At 62.5% G+C, this 25349-nt stretch carries 22 protein-coding genes; 17 read left to right on the top strand and 5 right to left on the bottom strand.

The annotated features are described in order from the left end of the window. Window positions 1-4 precede the first annotated feature (4 nt). The 5 genes from PRJ_RS02860 to PRJ_RS02840 all read left to right on the top strand — a co-directional run bounded on the left by PRJ_RS02860 (window position 5) and on the right by PRJ_RS02840 (window position 5866). The gene (locus PRJ_RS02860; protein WP_010951829.1) at window positions 5-1027 is read left to right on the top strand and encodes an alpha-ketoacid dehydrogenase subunit beta; all 1023 of its coding nucleotides are present in this window, start codon (window positions 5-7) and stop codon (window positions 1025-1027) included. Next, entirely contained in the window at window positions 1024-2130 is a 1107-nt protein-coding gene (locus PRJ_RS02855; RefSeq protein ID WP_010951828.1) for an acetoin dehydrogenase dihydrolipoyllysine-residue acetyltransferase subunit, read from the top strand. The genes PRJ_RS02860 and PRJ_RS02855 overlap by 4 nt, the downstream gene beginning before the upstream one ends. A gap of 52 nt (window positions 2131-2182) precedes the next feature. Further along, on the top strand, window positions 2183-3247 hold the full coding sequence (locus tag PRJ_RS02850) for a 2,3-butanediol dehydrogenase (protein ID WP_223843612.1): 1065 nt from the start codon (window positions 2183-2185) through the stop codon (window positions 3245-3247). A gap of 213 nt (window positions 3248-3460) precedes the next feature. After that, complete coding sequence (locus tag PRJ_RS02845; protein WP_104960715.1) at window positions 3461-5194, top strand: C13 family peptidase; 1734 nt, start codon at window positions 3461-3463, stop codon at window positions 5192-5194. 27 nt (window positions 5195-5221) lie between these two features. Then, entirely contained in the window at window positions 5222-5866 is a 645-nt protein-coding gene (locus tag PRJ_RS02840) for an oxidoreductase (RefSeq protein WP_104960714.1), read from the top strand. Between the two features lie 107 nt (window positions 5867-5973). On the opposite strand, the gene PRJ_RS02835 is transcribed toward PRJ_RS02840, so the two are convergent. From PRJ_RS02835 to PRJ_RS02820, 4 genes are all read right to left on the bottom strand, one after another. Further along, complete coding sequence (locus PRJ_RS02835; RefSeq protein ID WP_003255347.1) at window positions 5974-6261, bottom strand: YceK/YidQ family lipoprotein; 288 nt, start codon at window positions 6259-6261, stop codon at window positions 5974-5976. Beyond that, a complete protein-coding gene (ubiX, locus tag PRJ_RS02830; RefSeq protein ID WP_013970698.1) occupies window positions 6258-6887 on the bottom strand; it encodes a flavin prenyltransferase UbiX in 630 nt (209 codons plus the stop codon). The genes PRJ_RS02835 and ubiX overlap by 4 nt, the downstream gene beginning before the upstream one ends. Further along, entirely contained in the window at window positions 6884-8233 is a 1350-nt protein-coding gene (gene mpl, locus PRJ_RS02825) for a UDP-N-acetylmuramate:L-alanyl-gamma-D-glutamyl-meso-diaminopimelate ligase (protein ID WP_104960713.1), read from the bottom strand. The genes ubiX and mpl overlap by 4 nt, the downstream gene beginning before the upstream one ends. 66 nt (window positions 8234-8299) lie before the next feature. Beyond that, the gene (locus tag PRJ_RS02820; RefSeq protein WP_104960712.1) at window positions 8300-10315 is read right to left on the bottom strand and encodes a sigma-54-dependent Fis family transcriptional regulator; all 2016 of its coding nucleotides are present in this window, start codon (window positions 10313-10315) and stop codon (window positions 8300-8302) included. A 254-nt stretch (window positions 10316-10569) separates the two neighbouring features. Here PRJ_RS02820 and PRJ_RS02815 point away from each other — a divergent pair, with 254 nt between their 5' ends. From PRJ_RS02815 to PRJ_RS02765, 10 genes are all read left to right on the top strand, one after another. Continuing rightward, window positions 10570-12090 (top strand): aldehyde dehydrogenase family protein, encoded by a 1521-nt coding sequence (locus PRJ_RS02815; protein WP_010951822.1) that lies wholly within the window; start codon window positions 10570-10572, stop codon window positions 12088-12090. Window positions 12091-12317: 227 nt separating this feature from the next. Then, a complete protein-coding gene (eat, locus tag PRJ_RS02805; RefSeq protein WP_003255355.1) occupies window positions 12318-13766 on the top strand; it encodes an ethanolamine permease in 1449 nt (482 codons plus the stop codon). Between the two features lie 46 nt (window positions 13767-13812). Continuing rightward, window positions 13813-15207 (top strand): ethanolamine ammonia-lyase subunit EutB, encoded by a 1395-nt coding sequence (locus PRJ_RS02800; protein ID WP_020193840.1) that lies wholly within the window; start codon window positions 13813-13815, stop codon window positions 15205-15207. Window positions 15208-15215: 8 nt separating this feature from the next. Next, window positions 15216-16034, top strand: a complete 819-nt coding sequence (gene eutC / locus PRJ_RS02795) for an ethanolamine ammonia-lyase subunit EutC (protein ID WP_010951820.1) — start codon at window positions 15216-15218, stop codon at window positions 16032-16034. 107 nt (window positions 16035-16141) lie between these two features. Continuing rightward, window positions 16142-16600 carry a GNAT family N-acetyltransferase gene (locus PRJ_RS02790; RefSeq protein WP_003255360.1) on the top strand — a complete coding sequence of 153 codons (459 nt, stop codon included), beginning with the start codon at window positions 16142-16144 and terminating at the stop codon, window positions 16598-16600. A gap of 217 nt (window positions 16601-16817) precedes the next feature. Further along, window positions 16818-17465 carry a DedA family protein gene (locus PRJ_RS02785; protein WP_003255361.1) on the top strand — a complete coding sequence of 216 codons (648 nt, stop codon included), beginning with the start codon at window positions 16818-16820 and terminating at the stop codon, window positions 17463-17465. A gap of 20 nt (window positions 17466-17485) precedes the next feature. Next, on the top strand, window positions 17486-18301 hold the full coding sequence (locus PRJ_RS02780) for a zinc-dependent peptidase (RefSeq protein WP_104960710.1): 816 nt from the start codon (window positions 17486-17488) through the stop codon (window positions 18299-18301). A gap of 92 nt (window positions 18302-18393) precedes the next feature. Next, window positions 18394-18921, top strand: coding sequence for an inorganic diphosphatase (ppa, locus tag PRJ_RS02775; protein WP_003255365.1), 528 nt, complete (start codon window positions 18394-18396; stop codon window positions 18919-18921). 182 nt (window positions 18922-19103) lie between these two features. Continuing rightward, window positions 19104-19805 carry an XRE family transcriptional regulator gene (locus PRJ_RS02770; protein WP_049587189.1) on the top strand — a complete coding sequence of 234 codons (702 nt, stop codon included), beginning with the start codon at window positions 19104-19106 and terminating at the stop codon, window positions 19803-19805. 522 nt (window positions 19806-20327) lie between these two features. Next, the gene (locus tag PRJ_RS02765; RefSeq protein ID WP_020193843.1) at window positions 20328-20798 is read left to right on the top strand and encodes a hemerythrin domain-containing protein; all 471 of its coding nucleotides are present in this window, start codon (window positions 20328-20330) and stop codon (window positions 20796-20798) included. A gap of 153 nt (window positions 20799-20951) precedes the next feature. Here the strand turns inward: PRJ_RS02765 and PRJ_RS02760 are convergent, their stop codons facing one another. Continuing rightward, a complete protein-coding gene (locus PRJ_RS02760; RefSeq protein ID WP_104960709.1) occupies window positions 20952-23129 on the bottom strand; it encodes a TonB-dependent siderophore receptor in 2178 nt (725 codons plus the stop codon). A 181-nt stretch (window positions 23130-23310) separates the two neighbouring features. On the opposite strand from PRJ_RS02760, the gene PRJ_RS02755 reads away from it, so the two are divergent. After that, window positions 23311-24003: a response regulator transcription factor gene (locus PRJ_RS02755; protein ID WP_104960708.1), complete on the top strand. Its 693-nt coding sequence runs from the start codon at window positions 23311-23313 to the stop codon at window positions 24001-24003. Further along, window positions 24003-25331 carry a sensor histidine kinase gene (locus PRJ_RS02750; RefSeq protein WP_104960707.1) on the top strand — a complete coding sequence of 443 codons (1329 nt, stop codon included), beginning with the start codon at window positions 24003-24005 and terminating at the stop codon, window positions 25329-25331. Before PRJ_RS02755 ends, PRJ_RS02750 begins: the two co-directional genes overlap by 1 nt. Window positions 25332-25349 lie beyond the last annotated feature (18 nt).

The following is a 25349-nucleotide window of genomic DNA, read 5'->3' as shown; positions in this document are numbered from 1 at the left end:
CACCATGGCAAGAAAGATCAGCTACCAGCAGGCCATCAACGAAGCCCTGGCCCAGGAAATGCGTCGCGACAGCACAGTGTTCATCATTGGCGAAGACGTCGCCGGCGGCGCCGGTGCGCCCGGCGAGGATGACGCCTGGGGTGGCGTGTTGGGCGTGACCAAAGGCCTGTATCACCAATTCCCCGGCCGCGTGCTTGACGCGCCGCTGTCGGAAATCGGCTACGTCGGCGCGGCCGTCGGTGCCGCCACCCAGGGCCTGCGCCCAGTGTGCGAACTGATGTTCGTCGACTTCGCCGGCTGCTGCCTGGACCAGATCCTCAACCAGGCCGCCAAGTTCCGCTACATGTTCGGCGGCAAGGCAGTAACCCCGCTGGTGATGCGCACCATGTATGGCGCCGGCCTGCGCGCAGCCGCCCAGCACTCGCAGATGCTCACCTCGCTATGGACGCACATCCCCGGCCTGAAAGTGGTGTGCCCATCCTCGCCTTACGATGCCAAGGGCCTGTTGATCCAGGCGATCCGCGACAACGACCCGGTGATCTTCTGCGAACACAAGTTGCTGTACAGCATGCAGGGCGAGGTGCCGGAAGAGGTGTACACCGTACCGTTCGGCGAAGCCAACTTCTTGCGCGATGGCGACGACGTGACCCTCGTTACCTACGGGCGCATGGTGCATGTGGCGCTGGAGGCCGCCAACAACCTGGCCCGCCAGGGCATCGACTGCGAGGTACTGGACTTGCGCACTACCAGCCCGCTGGACGAGGACAGCATTCTGGAAAGTGTGGAGAAGACCGGCCGCCTGGTGGTGATCGATGAAGCCAACCCGCGCTGCTCGATGGCCACCGACATCAGCGCGCTGGTGGCACAGAAGGCTTTTGGCGCACTCAAGGGACCGATCGAAATGGTCACCGCGCCGCATACCCCGGTGCCGTTCTCCGACGCCCTGGAAGACCTGTACATCCCTGACGCGGCGAAGATCGAAGCCGCCGTGCGCAAGGTGATCGAAGCCGCAAGGAGTGCCGCATGAGCCAGATCCATACCCTGACCATGCCCAAGTGGGGCCTGTCGATGACCGAGGGCCGGGTGGACACCTGGCTCAAGCAGGAAGGTGACGAAATCAGCAAGGGCGACGAGGTGCTGGACGTCGAGACCGACAAGATCAGCAGCAGCGTCGAAGCGCCTTTCAGCGGCGTGCTACGCCGCCAGGTAGCCAAGCCGGATGAAACCCTGCCCGTCGGCGCACTGCTGGCGGTGGTGGTCGAAGGCGAAGCAGAGGAGGCCGAGATCGATGCCGTGGTACAGCGCTTCCAGGCCGAGTTCGTCGCCGAAGGCGGCGCCGACCAGAGCCAAGGGCCGGCCCCTCAGAAGGCGGAAGTAGGCGGGCGCCTGCTGCGCTGGTTCGAGCTGGGTGAAGGCGGCACACCGCTGGTGCTGGTGCACGGCTTTGGCGGTGACCTCAACAACTGGCTGTTCAACCACCCGGCGCTGGCTGCCGAGCGGCGGGTCATCGCCCTCGACCTGCCGGGTCACGGCGAGTCGGCCAAGGCCCTGCAGCGGGGCGACCTGGATGAGCTCAGCGAAACCGTGCTCGCCCTGCTCGACCACCTGGACATTGCCAAGGCTCACCTGGCCGGCCATTCCATGGGTGGTGCCGTCAGCCTCAATGTGGCGCGCCTGGCCCCGCAGCGGGTGGCCAGCCTGAGCCTGGTGGCCAGCGCCGGTCTGGGCGAAGCGATCAACGGGCAGTACTTGCAAGGTTTCGTCACCGCGGCCAACCGCAATGCACTCAAACCGCAGATGGTGCAACTGTTTGCCGACCCGGCGCTGGTCACCCGGCAAATGCTGGAGGACATGCTCAAGTTCAAGCGCCTGGAAGGTGTGGACCAGGCCCTGCAGCAACTGGCAGGGGCGCTCGCCGACGGCGACCGGCAGCGCCACGACTTGCGCGGAGTACTTGGCAATCACCCGGCACTGGTGGTGTGGGGTGGCAAGGATGCGATCATCCCGGCCAGCCATGCCGAGGGCCTGGAAGCCGAAGTACAGGTGCTGCCAGAGGCCGGCCACATGGTGCAGATGGAGGCGGCCGAACAGGTCAACCAGCAACTGCTCGCATTCCTGCGCAAGCACTAAGCCCTTTTCGTGAGCCTGGAGAACAACAATGAATGACCTGAGCCACACCCACATGCGCGCGGCCGTCTGGCATGGCCGCCACGATATTCGTGTCGAACAGGTACCTTTGCCGGCCGACCCTGCGCCTGGCTGGGTGCAGATCAAGGTGGACTGGTGCGGCATCTGCGGCTCCGACCTGCACGAATATGTTGCCGGCCCGGTGTTTATCCCGGTAGAGGCCCCGCACCCGCTGACCGGCATTCAGGGCCAGTGCATCCTCGGCCATGAATTCTGCGGCCACATCGCCAAGCTTGGCGAAGGCGTGGAAGGCTATGCCGTAGGCGACCCGGTGGCGGCAGACGCCTGCCAGCATTGCGGCACCTGCTATTACTGCACCCATGGCCTGTACAACATCTGCGAACGCCTGGCGTTCACCGGCCTGATGAACAACGGTGCCTTCGCCGAGCTGGTCAACGTGCCCGCCAACCTGCTCTACCGGCTGCCGCAGGGCTTCCCTGCCGAAGCCGGGGCACTGATCGAACCGCTGGCGGTGGGTATGCACGCGGTGAAAAAGGCCGGCAGCCTGCTTGGGCAAACCGTTGTAGTGGTGGGGGCCGGCACCATCGGCCTTTGCACCATCATGTGTGCCAAAGCCGCGGGCGCAGCGCAGGTTATCGCCCTGGAAATGTCCTCAGCACGCAAAGCCAAAGCCAAAGAGGTAGGCGCCAACGTGGTGCTGGACCCCAGCCAGTGCGATGCCCTGGCGGAAATCCGCGCACTGACTGCAGGGCTGGGCGCCGATGTGAGTTTTGAGTGCATCGGCAACAAACATACGGCCAAGCTGGCCATCGACACCATCCGCAAGGCGGGCAAATGCGTGCTGGTGGGTATTTTCGAAGAGCCCAGCGAGTTCAACTTCTTCGAGCTGGTGTCCACCGAGAAGCAAGTGCTGGGGGCGTTGGCGTACAACGGCGAGTTTGCCGACGTGATTGCCTTCATTGCTGATGGTCGGCTGGATATTCGCCCGCTGGTAACCGGCCGGATCGGATTGGAGCAGATTGTCGAACTTGGCTTCGAGGAACTGGTGAACAACAAAGAGGAGAACGTGAAGATCATCGTTTCACCAGGTGTGCGCTGATTGCACCTTGAAGGCAACGTGGCACCTGTGGGAGCGGGTGGGCCTGCGAACAATGCAACACAGTGGAGGGCACCGGCTTTGCCGGTGTTCGCGGCTGAAGCCGCTCCTACAGGGTACGCGCAAGGTTCAAAGGCTGTGCGCTGGCACAGGGGCTCGCTGTCTCAGGATCCCATTCTGCGTCATACTCGGCAGACCTATTGCCCGGTCCTCGCCATGCGTCCACTGCTCCCCATTACCCTGGTCCTGCTGCTCGCCGCCTGTGGCGATGGCGAATCGCTGCTCCCGCCCGACGCACGGCTGCCTGACGGTGGGCGTTACCGGGGGCAGGTGGTCGATGGCCTGCTGCAGGGTGAGGGCCGGATCGACTACCCCAACGGCAGCTGGTACGCCGGCAGCTTCAAGGATGGCCAGTGGCACGGCCAGGGCGAATGGCATGGGCAGAACGGCGAGGTCTACCGTGGCCAGTTCGCCGAGGGGCTGTTTCAGGGCCTGGGTGACCTGATCACCCCAGGCAGCCACTATAGCGGCACCTTCCGCCACGGCCGCCGCGACGGCGAGGGCACCCTCAAGCAAGCCGACCAGACATACCGCGGTCAGTTCAAGGACGACCTGTACGACGGTGCAGGCCAACTGGAACTGGCCGACGGCAGTCGCTACCAAGGCCTGTTCGCCAAGGGCAAGCCTAACGGCGCCGGGGTGCGCAGCGATGCCAGCGGCAACCAGTTCAGCGGCCACTTCGTCAACGGCCAGCTACAAGGCGCCGGCACCTACGACAGCGTTGATGGCGAGCAGTACATCGGCGAATTCAAGGACAACCGTCTGGAGGGCCGAGGCCGCTACGAAAATGCTGATGGCGACGTGTGGATCGGTGAATTCAAGGACGGCTCGCTGATCGGCGAAGGCGAGTTGCTGGGCAGCGATGGCAGCCACTACAAGGGTGAGTTCGCCGACTGGCGTCTGTCGGGCCAGGGCAGCCTGCAACTGGCCGACGGCAGCAAGTACATCGGCGGTTTCTTGAACGATGCCTACCATGGCCATGGGCGGCTGATTCTGCCCAGTGGCAAGGTCGAAAGCGGAACATGGGCCAACGGCGTGCGCGTGCGCGACCAGAATGGCAAGCTGCTGCCAGACCCACTGGACCTGGCGTTGCTCAACCAGGGCCGGCTGCTGGACGAGGCGCTGGCTCGGCTACCTCGCTCGGCGCCACCGATCCAGCTGTATAGCCTGGTAGTGGCCGGCGATGGCCAGCAAAGCGTATTCCTGCGCGAAGCCGACTACGTAAGCAACATGCTAAAGGTGCGCTTTGGCGCCCGTGGCCAAGTGACCCTGGTCAACCACCGCGACCACATGGCCACACGCCCCATGGCCACACGCGAAAACCTCTCCCGCGCTGCCGCCACCCTGGCAGAGCGCAGCGGCCCCGAAGACCTGGTGTTCATCTACCTCACCAGCCATGGCAGCCAGGACCACCAGCTGGTGCTCGACCAGCCCCGCCTGCAACTGGCCGACCTGGCCGCTGACGAGCTGGCCACTGCCTTGGCGCCGCTGAAGGATCGCGACAAGGTCATCGTCATCTCCGCCTGCTATTCAGGGGGCTATATCGCTCCGCTCAAAGACGAACGCACGCTCATCATGACCGCTGCCCGGGCCGACCGCGTCTCCTTCGGTTGCTCGGAGGAAGCCGACTTCACCTACTTTGGCGATGCCCTGTTCGCTGAAGCGCTGAACCAGACCGACGACCTGAAACAGGCGTTTGAACTGGCACGTGCCAGCGTTGCCGAAAGAGAACAAAGGGAAGGCTTCGAGGCCTCCGAGCCGCAGCTGTGGGCACCGCCGGCCGTGCTTGAGCACTGGCACCAGCTGCGTCAGCAACAAGCCGAAGAAGCGTTGCGTAACGCCACACAGGCCAACGTGAGGGAACAGGAAAAAATGCCCGGCACTCACTAGACTTGTGTGTAACAAGGGAGAGACATCATGTACTTGACGCCTCAGCATGTCCTGCTTGCCGGAGCCACCGGCCTGACCGGTGAACACCTGCTAGACCGCCTGCTCAACGAGCCCACCATCACCCGTGTCCTGGCGCCTACACGCCGGCCATTGGCCGAGCACCCGCACCTGGAAAACCCGGTGGGCGACCCGGCGGTATTCCTTCCGCAACTGGCCGGGCGGGTCGACATCGCCTATTGCTGCCTGGGCACCACGCTGAAGCAGGCGGGTTCCGAATCGGCTTTCCGCGCAGTGGATCTGGACATGGTGGTCGCCTTCAGCAAGCGTGCCCGGGAAATGGGCGCACGGCATCTGCTGGTGATCAGTGCAGTGGGCGCCGATCCTAAGTCGTCAATTTTCTATAACCGGGTCAAGGGCGAGATGGAAGAAGCGCTCAAGGCTCAGGACTGGCCACAGCTGACCATCGTGCGGCCCTCGTTCCTGCTGGGCGAGCGGCTGGAGCCACGGCTGACTGAACAGCTAGTTGCACCGTTTTCCCGGTTCATACCCGGGAAATACCGGGGAATCGAGGCTTGTACCCTGGCGCGGGCGCTGTGGCGGCTGGCGCTGGAAGAAGAAGACGGCGTGCGGGTTGTGGAGTCGGATGAGTTGCGCAAGCTGGGCAGGATCTAGGCTTCGCTTGTGCTGGCCTCTTCGCGGGCACGCCCGCTCCCACAGGGTCTCCATAATCTTCCAGTGACTACTCACCAGTAGGAATGGGCGTGCCGGCGAAGAGGCCATCACAGGCCGCCGCTAGCCTGGAAGCCTATGCCGGCCGCTGTCAGCAAAGACAACGGCAGCAGCAGGGTATCAAGCAACATGCTCCCCGGCAGATCCAGGCGCGGATACGCCGGAGCGTCAGCCCCGTAATGATCCCGCGGGCAACACCCGCCATTGATCACATACAAATCCAGCCGGGTACCGGCATACACCACCGGTGCGCCGGGCTTGTTGGCATCCAGCGTGCGCACCGTGGCGCAGCCACCCAGCATCACCAGCGCCAGCAACCCCGCCAGTGCTCGCTTCAATCATCCACCCCGAAGTGGTGCTCGCCCCAACGCGGCAACATATCCTGGGGGATGTTCAGCAGGTTGAGGATACGCGCCACGACAAAGTCGACCAGGTCGTCGATGGTCTGCGGCTGGTGATAGAACCCCGGAGCCGCCGGCAAGATCACCGCGCCCATTTGCGACAGCTTGAGCATGTTTTCCAGGTGGATGGTGGAGAACGGCGCTTCGCGTGGCACCAGGATCAGCTGGCGACGCTCCTTGAGGGTAACGTCGGCAGCACGCTCGATCAGGTTGTTGCAGGCGCCAGTGGCGATGGCCGACAAGGTGCCAGTGGAACAGGGGACCACCACCATTGCCGCCGGGGCGCCAGAGCCCGAGGCTACCGGCGACATCCAGTCTTCCTTGCCATACACACGGATCTGCCCGTCGGCCGCGCCGGTGTATTCGGTCAGGAAGGCCTGCATCGCCTGGGGCTTGGCCGGCAACACAACATCCGTCTCGGTGGCCATCACCAACTGTGCGGCCTTGGAAATCAGGAAGTGCACCTCGCGGTCTTCGCGTACCAGGCAATCGAGCAGGCGAAGGCCATACTGGGCACCCGAGGCGCCCGTCATGGCCAGGGTGATGCGTTCCGGCCCGCTCACTTCAGCGCCTCGGCCAGCTTGCCGTGCAGGCCGCCGAAGCCGCCGTTGCTCATGATCACCACATGGGTGCCTGGGCGAGCCTGGCCTTTGATCCGCTCGATGATCGCTTCGAGGCTGTCGGCCACCACGCTGGGTACCTTGCACTGCGCAGCGGTGGCGGCCAGGTCCCAGCCGAGGTTGGCCGGCGCATACCAGATCACCTGGTCGGCGTCGTTGACGCTTTCTGGCAGGCCGTCACGATGGGCACCGAGTTTCATCGAGTTGGAGCGTGGCTCGATCACCGCGATCACAGGTGCCTCCCCCACCCGCTTGCGCAGGCCGTCGAGCGTGGTGGCAATGGCCGTCGGATGGTGGGCGAAGTCATCGTAGATGGTCACACCTTGAACTTCGGCAACCTTCTCCATGCGCCGCTTGACGCTCTTGAACGCATTCAGGCCGTCGATGCCCATGGCCGGCACCACGCCTACATGACGCGCTGCTGCCAGGGTGGCCAAGGCATTGGCGACGTTGTGCTGGCCGGTCAGCGCCCAGTCCACCACACCCTGCACTTCGCCCTCGAACAGTACTTCAAAGCGCGAGCCATCTGGGCTGAGCAGGCGGGCTTGCCACTGGCCGCCCTCCCCGGTGGTTTGCACAGGGGTCCAGCAGCCCATGCCGATCACACGCTCCAGCGCTTGCTCGGTGGTCGGGTGGATGACCAGGCCTTCGCTGGGGATAGTCCGCACCAGGTGGTGGAACTGCCGCTCGATCGAGGCCAGGTCCGGGAAGATGTCCGCGTGATCGAACTCAAGGTTGTTGAGGATCGCGGTACGCGGGTGATAGTGGACGAACTTCGAGCGCTTGTCGAAGAAGGCGCTGTCGTACTCGTCGGCTTCCACCACAAAGAACGGCGTGTCGCCCAAGCGGGCCGACACCGAGAAGTTCTGCGGCACGCCACCAATCAGGAAGCCCGGGCTCATGCCGGCGTGCTCCAGCACCCAGGCCAGCATGCTGCTGGTGGTGGTCTTGCCGTGAGTACCGGCAACGGCCAGCACCCAGCGGCCTTGCAGCACGTGGTCGGCCAGCCACTGCGGGCCGGAGACGTAGGGCAGGCCCTTGTTCAGCACGTATTCAACCGCTGGGTTGCCGCGCGACATGGCGTTGCCGATGACCACCAGGTCTGGCGCCGGATCCAGCTGGGCCGGGTCATAGCCTTGGGTCAGTTCGATACCCTGGGCTTCGAGCTGGGTGCTCATTGGGGGATAGACGTTGGCGTCGGAGCCGGTGACGCGGTGGCCAAGTTCCTTGGCCAGCACCGCCAGCGAACCCATGAAAGTGCCGCAAATACCGAGAATGTGAATATGCATGGTCGACCTCGCAAAACATCGAGGCAGGGTAGCCCAGGGCGCGACAAATCGCACCCGCTGTTTCGCTCAGTCGCCCCTGGTAATGCCGTGTTTGCGCAGTTTTCGATACAAGGTATTGCGGCTGATGCCCAAGTGCTCGGCAACGCGGGTGAGATGCCAGTGTTTTGCCTCCAGTACCTCCTTCAGCGCTTGCCGCTCCGCGTCGAGCAGAACCTCGGTCCCTCCAGATTCACCCACAATCTCAGCGGCACCGCCGGACCTGTGGGAGCGGGCTTGCCCGCGAACGAGGGCAACGCCCTCGCCCTCTATTTCCTGGTCGGACATCTTCGCGGGCTCGCCTACCCCCGCGAGAGGTGGGCTGGTGCGGATGACTGCGGGGAGGTCCGCAAAGGTAATGCGGGCATCTTCGCAAAGCGCCACCAAAGTACGCAGCACATTGCGCATCTGCCGCACGTTCCCCGGCCAGTTAAATGCGAGCAGCGCCTGCCGCGCCCGGGGCTCGATGTCTATCCATTGCCCCTGCGTCTCCTGACGCAGCAGAAAGTCCAGCAACTGCGCCTTGTCACTGCGTTCGCGCACCGCCGGCAGCGCGACCTCCAGGCCATTGAGGCGGTAATACAGGTCCTCGCGGAAACTGCCCTGTTCAACCCGTTCCAGCAGGTCACGGTGCGTAGCGCTGACGATGCGCACGTCCACCGCCTGTGGCTCTCCCCCGATCGGCACCACCTGGCGCTCCTCCAGCACCCGCAGCAGTCGGGTTTGCAGGGCAAGCGGCATATCGCCGATCTCGTCCAGCAGCAAGGTGCCGCCGTCGGCCTGCAACAGTTTGCCGCGCATGCCCTCCTTGCGCGCGCCGGTAAAACTGCCGCCGCGGTACCCGAACAGCTCACTCTCGATCAGGCTTTCCGGGATAGACGCGCAGTTGATGGCGACGAACGGCTTGCCGCGCCGCTCACTGGCCTGATGCACAGCCTGGGCGAAGGCTTCCTTGCCACAGCCGGTCTCGCCGCGCAGCAGCAATGGCACATCGCGCTCGAACACCCGCACGCTGCGGCGGAAATCATTTTGCAACGCCGGGTCAAGCAGACAGACCAGCGGCTCCACTTCAGCTGCGGGCCGCGGCTGGGCGGCCGGCACCGACCACACCGGCGCCCGGGCCTGCCCCCGCAGGCTGGCGAACACCTGGCGACCGTCCAGGGTGCGCAGCGGCCAGACAGCACTGCCGCCGGGCGTGGCACGGCTGAACATTTCGTCATGGCTGCACGCGAAAAAGCACGCCAACGGTTTGCCCAGCACGCCACCCCTTACCGTGCCCAGCAGGTTCAGTGCGCTTTGGTTGGCAGCGCAAATACGCCCATCGCCGTCGAACGCCAGCAAGCCTTCGCTGAACAGGCCGACCGACTCGGCTTGCAGGTGAAAACGCAGTAACCATTGCTGCTCGAAATGGCGCAGGAAATAGCAGCTTTCGATCATCTTCGCCGACAGGTTGACCAACGCCATGGTGTGGAACTGGCTTTGCCGCGATACGTCGGGGCGTGCAGAGGACACGTCGAGTACCGCCAGCAGGTCGCCATGCGGGTCGAACACCGGGCTGGCCGAGCAGGTCAGCCCGGTGTGACGGCCACGGAAGTGCTCGTTCTGATGGATGGTAAGCGCCTGGCGCTCGACCAGGCAGGTGCCGATGCCATTGGTGCCCTCGCGCGCCTCGCTCCAGTCGGCGCCCAACCACAACCCGGCACGCTCGAAGCTGCGCCGCTCGGCGGGGGCACTGACGCAATTGAGGATCACCCCGCGGGCGTCGGTCAGCAGCACCGCGTGGCCTGCGCCGGAAAGCTGCCGGTGCAGGCTGTTCATTTCATGGTCGGCAATTTGCAGCACCTGGTGCAGGCGCTCGCGGCTTTCCAGCAGGCGACCATGCTCAAGCACCACCGGCGCTTCGATCACCGCCGGGTCGAGGTGGTAATCCTCCAGGCAGCGCAGCCAGGAACGGGCGATGGACGGGTCACTGCCGCCCTCCCCGGCCCCGCCATGGGCAACGCTATGCACCTGCCGGGCATGGCGCGTGAAGTGATTGCTCTGCATTGTTGTAATTCTCCGCAGATAGAGCGTCAGCCCAGCATCCTCCACCCGGTTAGGCTTTGCAATGCACACGCCTGCGATGTGTCGCAAACGGCACAAAATGTCACCCCAGGCGTACCGGCACCGGTACAGCGGCCCTTGATCAGCCCCGTAAAAATGACTCAAGTCATTGATTTGCCTGGCGTGACCAACACTGGCCCAACCCTTGCTCTATGCTTTCCAACTCCCTAAAAAGCACAATACCAAGGAGACACACCATGCGTTATGCACATCCCGGTACCGAAGGCGCGAAGGTTTCCTTCAAGAGCCGCTACGGCAACTACATCGGTGGTGAGTTCGTTACTCCGGTAAAGGGGCAGTACTTCGAAAATACCTCCCCGGTGAATGGCAAGCTGATCGCTGAATTCCCCCGCTCTACTGCCGAAGACATCGACAAAGCCCTGGATGCCGCCCATGCTGCGGCCGACGCCTGGGGCCGCACTTCAGTGCAGGATCGCTCCAACGTGCTGCTGAAGATCGCCGACCGCATCGAGCAGAACCTCGAACTGCTGGCCATTACCGAAACCTGGGACAACGGCAAGCCGATCCGCGAAACCCTCAACGCCGACATTCCGCTGGCGGTGGACCACTTCCGCTATTTCGCTGGCTGCATCCGCGCCCAGGAAGGCGGCGCTGCCGAAATCAATGAAGGCACCGTGGCCTACCACATCCACGAGCCACTGGGCGTGGTCGGGCAGATCATCCCCTGGAACTTCCCGATCTTGATGGCTGCCTGGAAGCTTGCCCCGGCACTGGCCGCTGGTAACTGCGTGGTGCTCAAGCCTGCCGAACAGACGCCGCTGGGTATCACCGTACTGCTCGAAGTCATTGGCGACCTGTTGCCACCTGGCGTGCTCAACGTAGTGCAAGGCTATGGCCGCGAAGCCGGTGAAGCCCTGGCCACCAGCAAACGCATCGCCAAGATCGCCTTCACCGGCTCTACCCCGGTGGGCTCGCACATCATGAAATGCGCCGCCGAGAACATCATCCCGTCCACCGTCGAACTGGGTGGCAAGTCGCCGAACGTGTACTTCGAAGACATCATGCAGGCCGAGCCAAGCTTCATCGAGAAGGCGGCAGAAGGCATGGTGCTGGCGTTCTTCAACCAGGGCGAAGTGTGCACCTGCCCGTCGCGTGCCCTGGTGCAAGAGTCGATCTATCCGCAGTTCATGGAAGTGGTGATGAAGAAGGTGCTGCAGATCAAGCGCGGCGACCCGCTGGACACCGACACCATGGTCGGCGCGCAGGCCTCGCAGCAGCAGTTCGAAAAAATCCTCTCGTACCTGCAGATTGCCCAGGAAGAAGGCGCCGAGCTGCTCACCGGCGGCAAGGTCGAGAAGCTGGAAGGCTCGCTGGCTACCGGTTACTACATCCAGCCGACCCTGCTCAAGGGCAACAACAAGATGCGCGTGTTCCAGGAAGAAATCTTCGGCCCGGTGGTCAGCGTCACCACCTTCAAGGACGAAGCCGAAGCGCTGGCAATTGCCAACGACACCGAGTTCGGCCTGGGTGCCGGCGTGTGGACCCGCGACATCAACCGTGCCTACCGCATGGGCCGCGGCATCAAGGCTGGCCGTGTGTGGACCAACTGCTACCACCTGTACCCGGCGCATGCCGCGTTCGGCGGGTACAAGAAGTCGGGGGTTGGGCGTGAAACGCACAAGATGATGCTGGATCACTATCAGCAGACCAAGAACCTGCTGGTGAGCTACGACATCAATCCGTTGGGCTTCTTCTAGACCGCGTCGCCTTCTTCGCGGGTAAACCCGCTCCTACAGGTTCACCGTTGGTTCCAGAGCCGGTGCGGTACCTGTGGGAGCGGGCAAGCCCGCGAAGAGGCCGGACTTGCTTTACACAAAACCCAGGGCGGTAACCGTGCACCAACCGCTCTGGCTCGCTTCCTGCAGTACCCATCACCATCGGCCCGGAACCCTTCCGGCCACCAAGAAAAACAACAGGTGAATCTATGCCAAGCGAACATTCCGCCGGATCGCCGGCAGGCTCTTCCGTCGACTTCGAGAAAGTCGGCTCTGACTATTTCCAGCAACGTGAACTGAAAAAAGGCGCCGCCGGCTGGGTACTGCTGGTCGGCCTGGGCGTGGCGTACGTCATTTCCGGCGATTACGCCGGCTGGAACTTCGGCCTGGCGCAGGGCGGCTGGGGCGGCATGTTCCTGGCCACCTTGCTGATGGCAACGATGTACCTGTGCATGTGCTTCTCGCTGGCCGAGCTGTCGTCGATGATCCCCACCGCTGGCGGTGGCTATGGCTTTGCCCGCAGTGCCTTCGGCCCATGGGGCGGCTTTTTGACCGGCACGGCGATCCTGATCGAATACGCCATCGCCCCTGCCGCCATCGCGGTGTTCATCGGCGCCTACTGCCAATCGCTGTTCGGTATCGGCGGCTGGATGATCTACCTGGCGTTCTACATCGTGTTCATCAGCATCCACATTTTCGGCGTGGGTGAGGCACTGAAGCTGATGTTCATCATCACCGCCATCGCCGCCATTGCCCTGGCCGTATTCCTGATAGGCATGGTGCCCCATTTTGATGCAGCCAACCTGTTCGACATCGCCAAAACGGACGCCGTCGGCGCCAGCAGCTTCCTGCCGTTCGGCTATGTCGGCGTGTGGGCAGCCATCCCCTACGCCATCTGGTTCTTCCTTGCCGTCGAAGGCGTGCCGCTGGCCGCAGAAGAAACCAAGAACCCCAAGCGTGACCTGCCACGCGGCCTGATCGGCGCCATGCTGGTACTGCTGGCCTTCGCCTTGCTGATTCTGGTGGTCGGCCCGGGCGGCGCAGGCTCCGAGGCGCTGAAGGCCTCCGGTAACCCGCTGGTCGAAGCCCTGTCGAAGGCCTACGGCGGCTCCACCTGGATGGGCGGCTTCGTCAACCTGGTCGGTCTGGCCGGGCTGATCGCCAGCTTCTTCTCGATCATCTATGCCTATTCCCGGCAGATCTTCGCCCTGTCCCGCGCCGGTTACCTGCCGCGCAAACTGTCGGAAACCAACAAGAGCAAGGCCCCGGTACTGGCATTGGTCATCCCCGGCATCATCGGGTTTGCCCTGTCGCTGACGGGCCAGGGTGACTTGCTGATCCTGGTGGCAGTGTTTGGCGCTACCCTGTCTTACGTGCTGATGATGGCTGCGCACATCACCCTGCGCATCCGCCGGCCAAAGATGGAGCGCCCCTACCGCACCCCGGGTGGCATCTTCACATCCGGCCTGGCGCTGGTGCTGGCGTGCATCGCCGTGGTCGCCGGATTCCTGGTTGACCCGCGGGTAGTCATTGGCGCTGCAGTGATCTATGCGGTATTAATTGCCTACTTTGCTTTCTACAGCCGCCACCACCTGGTCGCGGGCACACCGGAAGAGGAATTCGCCGCGATCCAGAAGGCCGAAGAGGCCCTGCACTGATCGCCGCCACCCGCCGCGGGGCAACCCGCGGCTCTGGAGATTCTGTATGGCAAGTTTCGTACACACGGTCGGCCATCTGGTCTACCGCTTCGACAGCCTCAAGGAAGTGATGGCCAAAGCCAGCCCGGCACGCTCTGGGGACTGCCTGGCAGGCGTCGCGGCCAGCAACGACGGCGAGCGTGTCGCCGCGCAGATGGCGTTGGCCAATATTCCGCTGACGCACTTTCTCAACGAAGCACTGATCCCTTACGAAGCAGATGAAGTTACCCGCCTGATCATCGACACCCACGATGCCCAGGCCTTCGCCCCGGTCAGCCACCTGACCGTGGGTGGCCTGCGCGACTGGCTGCTGAGCGAGGAAGCCAACGAAGACAGCCTGCGCGCCCTGGCGCCCGGGTTGACCCCGGAAATGGCCGCTGCCGTGTCGAAGATCATGCGCGTGCAGGACCTGGTGCTGGTGGCGCAGAAAATCCGCGTGGTCACCCGGTTCCGCGGCACCATGGGCCTGCGCGGGCGCCTGTCGACCCGGCTGCAACCCAACCACCCGACAGACGAACCGGCCGGTATTGCCGCCAGCATTCTCGACGGCTTGCTGTACGGCAACGGCGACGCCATGATCGGCATCAACCCGGCCACCGACAGCATCGCTTCGATCTGCGCCCTGCTGGAAATGCTCGACGCCATCATCCAGCGCTACGACATCCCCACCCAGTCCTGCGTGCTGACCCACGTCACCACCTCGATCGAAGCGATCAACCGCGGCGTGCCACTGGATCTGGTGTTCCAGTCCATCGCCGGCACAGAGGCGGCCAACGCCGGCTTCGGCATCAACCTGAACGTGTTGCAGGAAGGCTACGAAGCAGGGCTGTCGCTGAAACGTGGCACCCTCGGGCAGAACCTGATGTATTTCGAAACCGGCCAGGGCAGTGCGCTCTCGGCCAACGCCCACCACGGCGTCGACCAGCAGACCTGCGAAACCCGCGCCTATGCCGTGGCCCGTCACTTCAAGCCGTTCCTGGTCAACACCGTGGTCGGTTTCATTGGCCCGGAATACCTGTACAACGGCAAGCAGATCATCCGCGCCGGCCTCGAAGACCATTTCTGCGGCAAACTGCTGGGCGTGCCGATGGGTTGCGATATCTGCTACACCAACCATGCCGAAGCCGATCAGGACGACATGGACACCTTGCTGACGCTGCTGGGGGTGGCCGGCATCAACTTCATCATGGGCATCCCCGGCTCCGACGACATCATGCTCAACTACCAGACCACCTCGTTCCATGACGCGTTGTACGCGCGCCAGACCCTGGGCCTGAAGCCCGGGCCGGAATTCGAGGCATGGCTGGCCCGCACCGGTATCTTCACCCAGGCCGATGGCCGGGTGCGCTTCGGGGACAACCTGCCGCCGGCCTTCCGCCAGGCCTTGGCACAGCTTGCATAGGGATGACCATGGACCATCGCACGCCTACCCCCGACAACCCTTGGCTGGCCCTGCGCAACCTGACCCCGGCGCGCATCGCCCTGGGCCGCACCGGCACCAGCCTGCCGACCGGGGCGCAGCTGGATTTCCAGTTCGCCCATGCCCAGGCACGAGATGCCGTGCACCTGGCTTTCGACCACGCCGGCCTGGCCAGCCAGCTGAGTGACCGTGGGCGCGAAAGCCTGGTGTTGCACAGCGCTGCCAGCGACCGCCACCAGTACCTGCAGCGCCCGGACCTTGGCCGGCGGCTGAACGAAGACTCGATTGCGACCCTTCGCCAGCATGCCCAGGCCAACCCCGGTGGCGTCGACCTGGCCATCGTGGTGGCTGACGGCCTCTCGGCACTGGCCGTGCATCGCCACACACTGCCGTTCCTGACCCGCTTCGACGAACAGGCTGCCGCCGACGGCTGGACCTGCGCCCCGGTGGTGCTGGTGCAGCAGGGCCGCGTGGCAGTGGCCGACGAGGTCGGCGAGCTGCTGGGCGCCCGGATGACGGTGATGCTGATCGGCGAGCGCCCGGGACTGAGCTCGCCCGACAGCCTTGGCCTGTATTTCACTTACGCACCCAAGGTCGGCCTGACCGATGCCTACCGCAACTGCATTTCCAATATCCGCCTGGAGGGGCTGAGCTATGGCATGGCGGCGCACCGCCTGTTGTACTTGATGCGCGAAGCCTGCCGGCGCCAGCTTTCCGGGGTGAATCTAAAGGACGAAGCCGAGGTCCATAGCCTGGAGAATGAAGACAGCGCCAACCAGAAAGGTAACTTCCTGCTCGGCAAAGGGTAAAAAATCTGTCACGGAAGGCGGATTGCACTCGTGCCGTGCATTGGGCAGCATGCCCTTGAACGCTGCTGGCATTCCGCTGTTTCCCAAATGGACTCTGAGGGCCGCACATGCGCATCATCAAAGCAACCCTGGAACACCTCGACCTGCTCACCCCGTTGTTCGTCAAATACCGTGAGTTCTACGGGCAACTGCCCTACCCCGACAGCTCGCGCAGCTTTCTGGAAAAGCGCCTGAAGCGGGACGAATCGGTGATTTACCTGGCACTTCCGGATGATGACGACGGCAAACTGCTGGGCTTTTGCCAGCTGTACCCGAGCTACTCGTCGCTGTCGTTGAAGCGGGTATGGATTCTCAACGATATCTATGTAGCCGAGGACTCCCGGCGCATGCTGGTCGCCGACCATTTGATTCGCGAGGCGAAGAAAATGGCCAAAGAGACCAATGCTGTGCGCATGCGCGTGTCGACCAGCGCGAACAATGAAGTGGCGCACAAGACTTACGAATCCATCGGGTTTCGTGAGGATACCGAGTTCAAGAGCTACATCCTGCCAATCAGCCAGGATTGACCGGCACCGCCCGCTTCCACGAGCAAGGTAGTGATCCTTGTGGGAGCGGGCGTGCCCGCGAAGCAGTTGGCAAAGGAATACCCCTCTACCGTAACCCCCCGCTACAAACTCTCCGGGCATGTTCCTGACTTAGCCGTATAATGGCTCACCTGTCATGTGTGAAAATTTACCCTCCCCCCGGTAACCAAGCCTACGCCCAAGAACACAGGTGCTGTACATGGATTTCAACCCGCTGGACCTTATCCTGCATCTCGATGCCTACCTCGATCTGCTGGTCACCAATTACGGTCCCTGGATCTACGCCATCCTGTTCACCGTGATCTTCTGCGAAACCGGCCTGGTAGTGATGCCATTCCTGCCAGGCGACTCGCTGCTGTTCATCGCCGGCGCCGTGGCGGCGGGTGGCGGCATGGACCCGGTGCTGCTGGCCGGCCTGCTGATGGCCGCTGCAATCCTGGGCGACAGCACCAATTACGTGATCGGCCGAACAGCCGGCGAGCGTTTGTTCAACAACCCCAACTCCAAGATCTTCCGCCGCGACTACCTGCAGCGTACCCACGATTTCTATGAACGCCATGGCGGCAAGACCGTGACCATGGCGCGCTTCCTGCCCATCTTGCGCACCTTCGCACCGTTCGTCGCGGGCATCGCCCACATGCACTACCCACGCTTCCTCGGCTTCAGCGTTGCCGGTTCGCTGCTTTGGGTCGGCGGCCTGGTCACCTTGGGCTACTTCTTCGGCAACGTGCCGTTCATCAAGCAGCACCTGTCGCTGATGGTGGTGGGCATCATCATCCTGTCGCTGGTGCCGATGATTCTCGGCTTGCTGCGTGGGCGCCTGGGCCGTACGGCCAAGGCTCACTGAACAGGTAAAGAACAAACGGCATGTGGTCATTCAGCGCCTGGCGGCGCAAGCGTACTCTGGCGCGTTACCCGATCACGCCACAGCAATGGCAGGCCGTACGCGAGCGGCTGCCGATGCTGGACGGCATCAGCGACGCTGAAGACCGCTGGCTGCGCGAAGCCTGCATCCTGTTCCTGCTCGACAAGCACCTCACCTGCCTGCCCGGTGTCGAGCTGGACGACGAACAGCGCCTGTTGCTGGCTGCCCAGGCACAGTTACCCCTGCTTCACCTGGGTGAGCTGAACTGGTACCAAGGCTTCCACGAAATCATCCTGTACCCCGACGACTTCAAGAGCCCCCAGCGCCACCGCGATGCCAGTGGCGTGGAGCACGTGTGGGACGGCGAACACAGCGGCGAAGCCTGGCAACAGGGGCCGATCATCCTGGCCTGGAACGGCGTGCAGGCCAGTGGTGGCTGGGAGGCTTACAACCTGGTCATCCATGAGCTGGCGCACAAGCTCGACATGCTCAATGGCGATGCCAACGGCCTGCCACCGTTGCACAGCGGCATGCCCGTTGATGAGTGGGCAAGCGCCATGCAGCGGGCTTATGACGACCTCAACCAGCAACTGGACGCCAACCCCGACGCCGAAACTGCCATCGACCCCTATGCTGCGGAAAACCCGGCAGAGTTCTTTGCCGTTACCAGCGAGTACTTCTTTAGTGCCCCTGACCTGCTTCATCAGGCTTATCCAAAGGTCTACCACCAGTTGTCGCTGTTCTACCGGCAAGACCCGCTGGCGCGCCTGTGCCGGCTGCAGGCGGAACACCCCGAGTACCGCGAAAGCCACGCCTGACGGGCCCGCACATCAGGCCAAGCGTGGCGTGCCCCGGCAGAATGTGCCTATAATCGCCGCCACTTTTTGGTCAAACACGGGGGCACTGCCCAATGAGCTACAGCAAGATTCCGGCGGGCAAAGACCTGCCGAACGACATCTACGTCGCCATCGAGATCCCGGCCAACCACGCGCCGATCAAATACGAAATCGACAAGGACAGCGACACGCTGTTCGTCGACCGTTTCATGGCTACCCCAATGTTCTACCCAGCCAACTATGGCTTCATCCCGAACACCCTGGCTGACGACGGTGACCCGCTGGACGTGCTGGTGGTTACTCCTTACCCAGTGGCCCCAGGCTCGGTTATCCGCGCCCGTCCGGTTGGCGTGCTGAACATGACCGACGACGGTGGCGGCGACGCCAAGGTCATCGCTGTTCCTCACGACAAGCTGTCGCAGCTGTACGTTGACGTCAAGGAATACACCGACCTGCCAGCCCTGCTGATCCAGCAGATCGAGCACTTCTTTGCCAACTACAAAGATCTCGAGAAAGGCAAGTGGGTCAAGATCGAAGGCTGGGAAGGCGCCGATGCCGCCCGTGCCGCGATCACCAAATCGGTCGCTGCCTACAAGGGCTGATTTCGACTGCAGGGAAACCCCGCTTTGGCGGGGTTTTTCATGCCTGAATGGAACGCGCTCACTGCTGGGAACAAATCCTACACAGTCCTACACCAGCATCCTACAAACAGCCTCTTTTCGTACAAATCCCGTCAACACCCGGTTCATTTCCTTACTGGCAACCCGCCGCTACACTCGCCGCCATGAACACTTCCGGCGACCGCCTCAGAGCCCTGCTCCACGAATGTGGCCTGACCCCTTCCGATTTCGCCGCCCAGCGCAGCGTCACAGCACAGCACGTCAACAACTGGTTCAAACGCGGTGTGCCTTTGGCCCGACTGGACGAACTGGCCGATCTGTTCTGTGTGCACCGGCGTTGGCTGCGCACCGGTGAAGGCCCCAAACACCCCAATCCACTCCTGCGCAACGGCCGTCCACGGCCAGCGCCCGCCAACCCGCTTACCCCGCTGTCCGAACATCGTGGCCGGGTATTGAAGGTGCCCTACTACGAAGTGCGCAACGGCTTGCTGTCGCCGGTGGGCAGCAAGCACCTGCGCTTGCCGGCAAAAGCCCTGAAGGGCTTGGGTGTGCAAGCCGGCAACGCAATCTGCCTGGCAATGCCGGCCAGCAACATGCTCCCGCTGATTCCGCTGCAAGCTACCTTGGCCATCGACCTGGGCATGACCCAGGTGGTCGAGGGCGAAACCTATGCCCTGCTGCAAAACGGCATGCTCAGGGTAAACAACCTCAGTCTTGGCCCGCACGACACCCTGTACCTGCACAGCCATGACCGGCGCAACTACACGGTCGAACGCTACACCGCTGCTCAGCGTCAGGCGCAGGGCCTGGAAATTCTTGGCTGGGTGTTCCACTGGTCACATTTCCGCCAGCAGCGGCCCAGTTGAAGCACTCTGGGCAATTTTTTGCTGGGCATCCTGCGCCCGCCCTTGTATGCTACGCCGCACATTAAGCCCCGACCGGCGCGAGCCGCGTTCCAGAGGGCTCGGCGATATCCCACACGGGCATCTGCCATCTCTTTCAGGCCCTTGATGGCCACACAGTTAAGGCGATTGCGGCTTACCATAAATTAGTCGGAAGCGTCCCCGAGAAGCCGGCCACAAGCCGGCTTTTTAATTTGGCAATGCCCCGTCCTGCATAAGGTTGACACCTCCCGTTGTGCTCAGCCCCCCGCTGTTCACGTTCAGCCCGCAAGCGATTCTGGGGTGTCGGCTTCTTCTCGTCGCGCATATAGATATCAAGTTGATATTTCGAAATCTTCCAATGGAGGGTTTTTTCTGAAGATGAGCGTTTCGCGCCAGACTATAATAAAACGATTAGATGTGCGCTGACACGTGCGGCCATCCTTGGAGATTGCTTATTACTTATATTTAATCTGTAACGGTTTGATGTAGTGATGAGGACTTAGCATGAATGCCTTATTGAAAGAGCTGCACGCCTATCATCATGAGGTGGCTACCAAAATTACTCAGATCAAAGAATTACTGGAGAGGATAAGGCACGGCTCTGCGGGTGCCGATGACTGCAAGCTGTTGTTTAAGCAACTGGAAGCCTTGCATGGTGATGCAGAGCGGCACCACCATGAAAATGAAGAGCTTATTCGGCTGGCCTTGCTGACAACCGACGCACCGATTCACCAACGGGTCATGGCCATCGAGCAAGATCATAAAGCCTTCACGCGAATTGCCGGACAGCTCAAGATGTTGGAGCAGTCAAAGCAAGAGGCCAGAGTAATTGCCGACACGATCGAAGACTTCATCAAGAAATACTATGATCATATGGATGCCGAGGAGAATATTTTCTTTCCGGTGGCAGACAAGTGGTTGTCAGACACCCAATGGCAGGAAATAAAGCATCAATGGCACTCGGAGACTTCTTGAATTAAAACCAAGCGCCTGATTAACACTTACTCTCACAACTTTGTTGCACTGATACCCGATGGTGCAGATACTCTTCTAGATTTCTCATGATTCAGCATCAAGGCCGCGCCCTTTGCAGGCACGGCCTTGTGTACCTAGCGGCAACAGACCCCGTCAGAAGTCATACCGCGCCCCAACCATCATGCTGCGCGACGGCCCGTAGAAGTTGAACGTGGAGGTCGAGCCCACCCGCGACAGGTAGTCCCGGTCGAACAGGTTATTGACGTTGAAGGTGGCGGTCAGCTTCGAAGTCACCGGGTACGACAGCATCGCGTCCACCGTCGCGTAGCCCGGCGCGTCGATACGCACGCCGCCGTTTTCGGAGTAGAAGTTGCTCATCGCGGAAATTCCGCCACCAATCGCCAGGCCGGTCAGCGGCCCTTGGCTGATGGTGTACTTGCTCCAAAGCGAAGCCTGGTTGCGCGGCATGATGAAGAACGTGGTTTCGGCGTCACCCTTGACGGTTTCGGTCTCCATCCAGGTGTAACCGGCCAGCAGTTCCCAATTCGGCGTCAGCTTGCCGCTCACTTCCACTTCCGCGCCCTTCACGCGGGTCTTGCCGGATGCAACGGAATCGGTAGTGGCCACACCATCGGCATCGTACACGGTGGTAGCGCGGTTCTTGTCGGTCAGGCGGAACACCGAGAAGCGCGTATTCAAATCGCCGCCAAAGTAGCTGCTCTTGAGGCCGAACTCGTACTGCTCGCCTTCACGCGGTTTCAACACCCGGCCATTGCTGTCGGTGTCGGATTGAGGCTTGAAAACCTGGGAGTAGCTAGCGTATAGCGCGTGGTTCTCGGTCAAGTCATAGACCAGGCCCCCGTACGGGGTGAAGTGGCCGTCCACACGCTTGCTGTCATTGGTCGATGCACCGCTGGTCAGGGTGGTGGTGTAGAAATCACCGCGGTACCAACTGAAACGGCCACCGGCAATCAGCGCAAGGCGCTCGATCGGACGGAAGGTGACCTTGGAATAAAGGCCGTATTCCTCTTCCTGCATGCCGGTCTCGGTACTGTAGTTGGGCGACGGTTTGGCGAACTGTTTAGGCGAGTAGGTATTGACGTTGATGGCGCCCAGGTTGGTGGTGCCGTTGAGATACTCGGTGTCGTAGTTCTTGTAGTCGCTGCCCACCACGAACTCGCTGACCTGGCCGAAGGTTTCGAACGGCTGGCTGTAACTGGCGTCCAGCGAGTAGGTGTCTTGAGTGAAATCACGGGCGCTGGCGCGCTCGGAGTTGGCGCCTGTGGTGGCATTGGTTGCAGTGAAGGCGTACAGGTAGTTGGTGTCGCGGTGCGAGCCACGGGCCGCGACACGGCCGTAACCACCATTGTCGAAGCGGTGGGTCAGCTCGGCGACCAGGTCGGTGGTCTTGCCGTCGAAGTAGTTCCAGTCGGCGCCCAGGAAACGCGAATGGCTGAAGTCGGGCACCTCGCCGGACAACGTGGCCGGGTAGCCGTTGTGCGGGGTGATGTTCTTCACTTCGTGCATCAGGCCGAACGACAGCGTAGTGGCGTCGTCCAGGTCGATATCCAGCGCACCGTAATAGCTGTTGCTGGTGTTGGCGTTGTAGTCCACTTCGCCATTGGTGTCGTCACGGGATGCAATGAAGCGCCCGCGCACGCGACCGGCGGCGTCCAGCGGGCCGCTCAGGTCGATTTCTTCATGGTTGGTGTCCCAGGTGCCGTAGCTGCCTTCGATGTGGCCCTGAAACTCGGCGGTCGGGCGCTTGCGTACCATGTTGACGATACCGCCCAGTTCGCTGGTGCTGCTGAACAACCCGGCCGGGCCGCGCATGATTTCGACACGGTCGAACGCGGCCAGCGACGGTACGGTGCCAAAGATGCTGGCCATGGGGGCCGGCAGGCCATCGATGTTGAATTCGCTGTACTCGTAGCCACGGGCGTAGATCGACGAACGGCCGCTGTCGTTGGTCAGGGTGCGCAGGCCGGCGGTGTACTTGGCCAGGTCATCCAGATGTACGAACTGGCGATCCTTGACGTAGTCCTGGGTGTAGACGGTGATCGACTGCGGGATGTCCTTGAGCGCTGCCGGCGTCTTGGTGCCCACGGTAGCGGCATCGACGCTGTAACCGCCGGTTTCCTCCGAAGGCAGCATGTCGTACAGGCGGTTGCCTTCGATGGTCAATGCAGGCAGATCAAGCGAGTTGCCTTCAGCCGCCGTCTGGGCCGCTACCGTTTCGGCCACCGCCGATAAAGAAAACGGTGCCAGCAACCCCAGCGCCAGCCATCCCCGAACCCGCTGCAAGCTGCCCACACTTTTGAAACCGGTCATGACACACCCTTCGCCCAAATGATATTGAATCGCAAACGAAACAAGTTGCTTTTTGCGAACGATACCGGAGCGAAAACCAGGGTGCAGCAGGATTAACCTTCTTAACACATCAAGGCGTTGCCCTTTCCCTGCAGCCAGTGGGATGATTCGCAACTGATAAAAGTTCTCATCAAGGCTCGCCGTGCCCACCTCACTTCTCCTTGCCGAAGACGACCCACGCCTGCTTCAGGACCTGGACCGCCATTTCCGCAATCGCGGTTTCCTGGTGCACGCCTGCGCCAGCGGCACCCAGGCCCTGAATGCCATACAGCAATCGCAGTTCGAACTGGTGCTGCTGGACATCATGCTGCCAGGCATCGACGGCCTCAGCCTGCTCGACGCCCTGCGCCGCCAGCAGGCAGTGCCGGTCATGCTGATGTCGGCACTAGGGGCCGAGCAGGACCGCATCAGCGGCTTCACCCGTGGTGCAGACGACTACCTGCCCAAGCCCTTCAGCCTGGCGGAGCTGGACGCACGGGTGGATGCCTTGCTGCGTCGCGTGGCATTCGATCGTGGTACGGCGCTGCGTGCCGACGTGGGGGAGGTGATGCTGGACCACGACCGCCAGGACGTTATCCACAACGGCAACGCCGCTGGCCTTACCGCTTCCGAATTCCGCTTGCTGGTCACGCTGCTGGCCCACCCCGACGAAGCGTTGAGCAAGCCCTTCCTGTACCAGACCGTGCTGCACAGGGCCTATACCCGACTGGACCGAGGCCTGGATGTGCATGTGTGCAACCTGCGCCGCAAACTGGCCGACATCAATGCCCAGCACCTGCAGATCCAGGCCGTGCGTGGCCAAGGGTACATCCTGGTCGACACGGATCAGGCCTGATGCGTCGCCACCCGTTGCTGTGGAAACTGGCCTTGCTACAAGTCAGCTTCTGCCTGTTGCTGATCTGGCTCATCTGGACCTGGGGCCTTTCGGTGGAGCGCAGTACCTATTTTCTATCCCAGGCCGACCAGGACTACCTGGCGCGTTATGCTCAACAGGCCGAACAGGCGTGGGAGCAGGACGGCGCAGCCGGCACCGAAGCCTGGCGCAAGCAGGTGGCACGGGCCGAGGACACCTGGGTGGCCGTGATAGGTCCACACCTTCAGAGCCTTGGCACCACGCCGCTGAGCGCCGAGGAAGCCAGCCACCTGACATTCATGCGCAAGCTCGACTGGCCGATGAGCCGGCGCCTGCAGGATGAACTGCCCTACGTCAGCATCGAATTTCCGCAACACCCCGAGCATGGCCGCCTGGTGCTGCAACTGCCCGAACGGCTGCTACCCACAGGCCTGACACCCTGGACCCATGTGGTCACGCATGGCGTTGCCCCCGCACTGCTGGCCCTGCTGCTAGGCCTTGCGCTATACCGGCATCTTGTCGTGCCGCTGAACCGCCTGCGCGACCGCGCCGACGCCCTGCGGGCCGATGATCTGGACAGCCCCGCCCTGCCCCTGCAGGAGCGGCGTGATGAGCTGGGTGAGCTGGCTCAGGCCTTCGAGCACATGGCCGGGCGCCTGCGCCAGAGCCTTGAGCAACAGCGCCTGCTGTTGCGCACGCTGTCTCACGAATTGCGCACACCTCTGGCGCGGCTGCGCATCGCCCATGACAGCGACTTGCCACCGCCGCAGCTGCGCGAGCGCCTGGACCGTGAGGTGGCCGACATGCAGAAGCTGCTGGAAAACACCCTCGACCTGGCCTGGATGGACACCGAACAGCCCAGCCTGGCGACCGAGCCGGTATTGGTGCTTTCCGTGTGGGAAGCCTTATGCGAGGACGTCTGCTTCGAAAGCGGCTGGGACCGTGCGCGCCTGCCGTGTTCACTTGGCACCGACTGCCTGGTGCAGGCCCATCTGGACAGCCTGGCCCAGGCCCTGGAAAACCTGTTGCGCAATGCCATTCGCCACTCGCCGACCGAAGGCCAGGTCAGCCTCGATGGCTGGCGGGATGGCGCATACTGGCACCTGCGCCTGAGCGACCAGGGGCCAGGCGTACCTGATACCGACCTAGAGCGCATCTTCAAGCCCTACCAACGCCTGGCCGACAGTGGCGCAGGCTTCGGCCTGGGCCTTGCTATCGCCCGTCGCGCCATCGAACTGCAAGGCGGCCGGTTGTGGGCCAGCAATGGGCACCCGGGCCTGTGCCTGCACATGACCTTGCCTGCGGCCTGAGACTGTTTAGAAAGTTAA

The organism is Pseudomonas sp. XWY-1 (assembly GCF_002953115.1).
GTDB lineage: Bacteria > Pseudomonadota > Gammaproteobacteria > Pseudomonadales > Pseudomonadaceae > Aquipseudomonas > Aquipseudomonas alloputida.
Note: the sequence above shows the minus strand (reverse complement) of the source record. Positions and strands in the feature narration are given on the sequence as shown.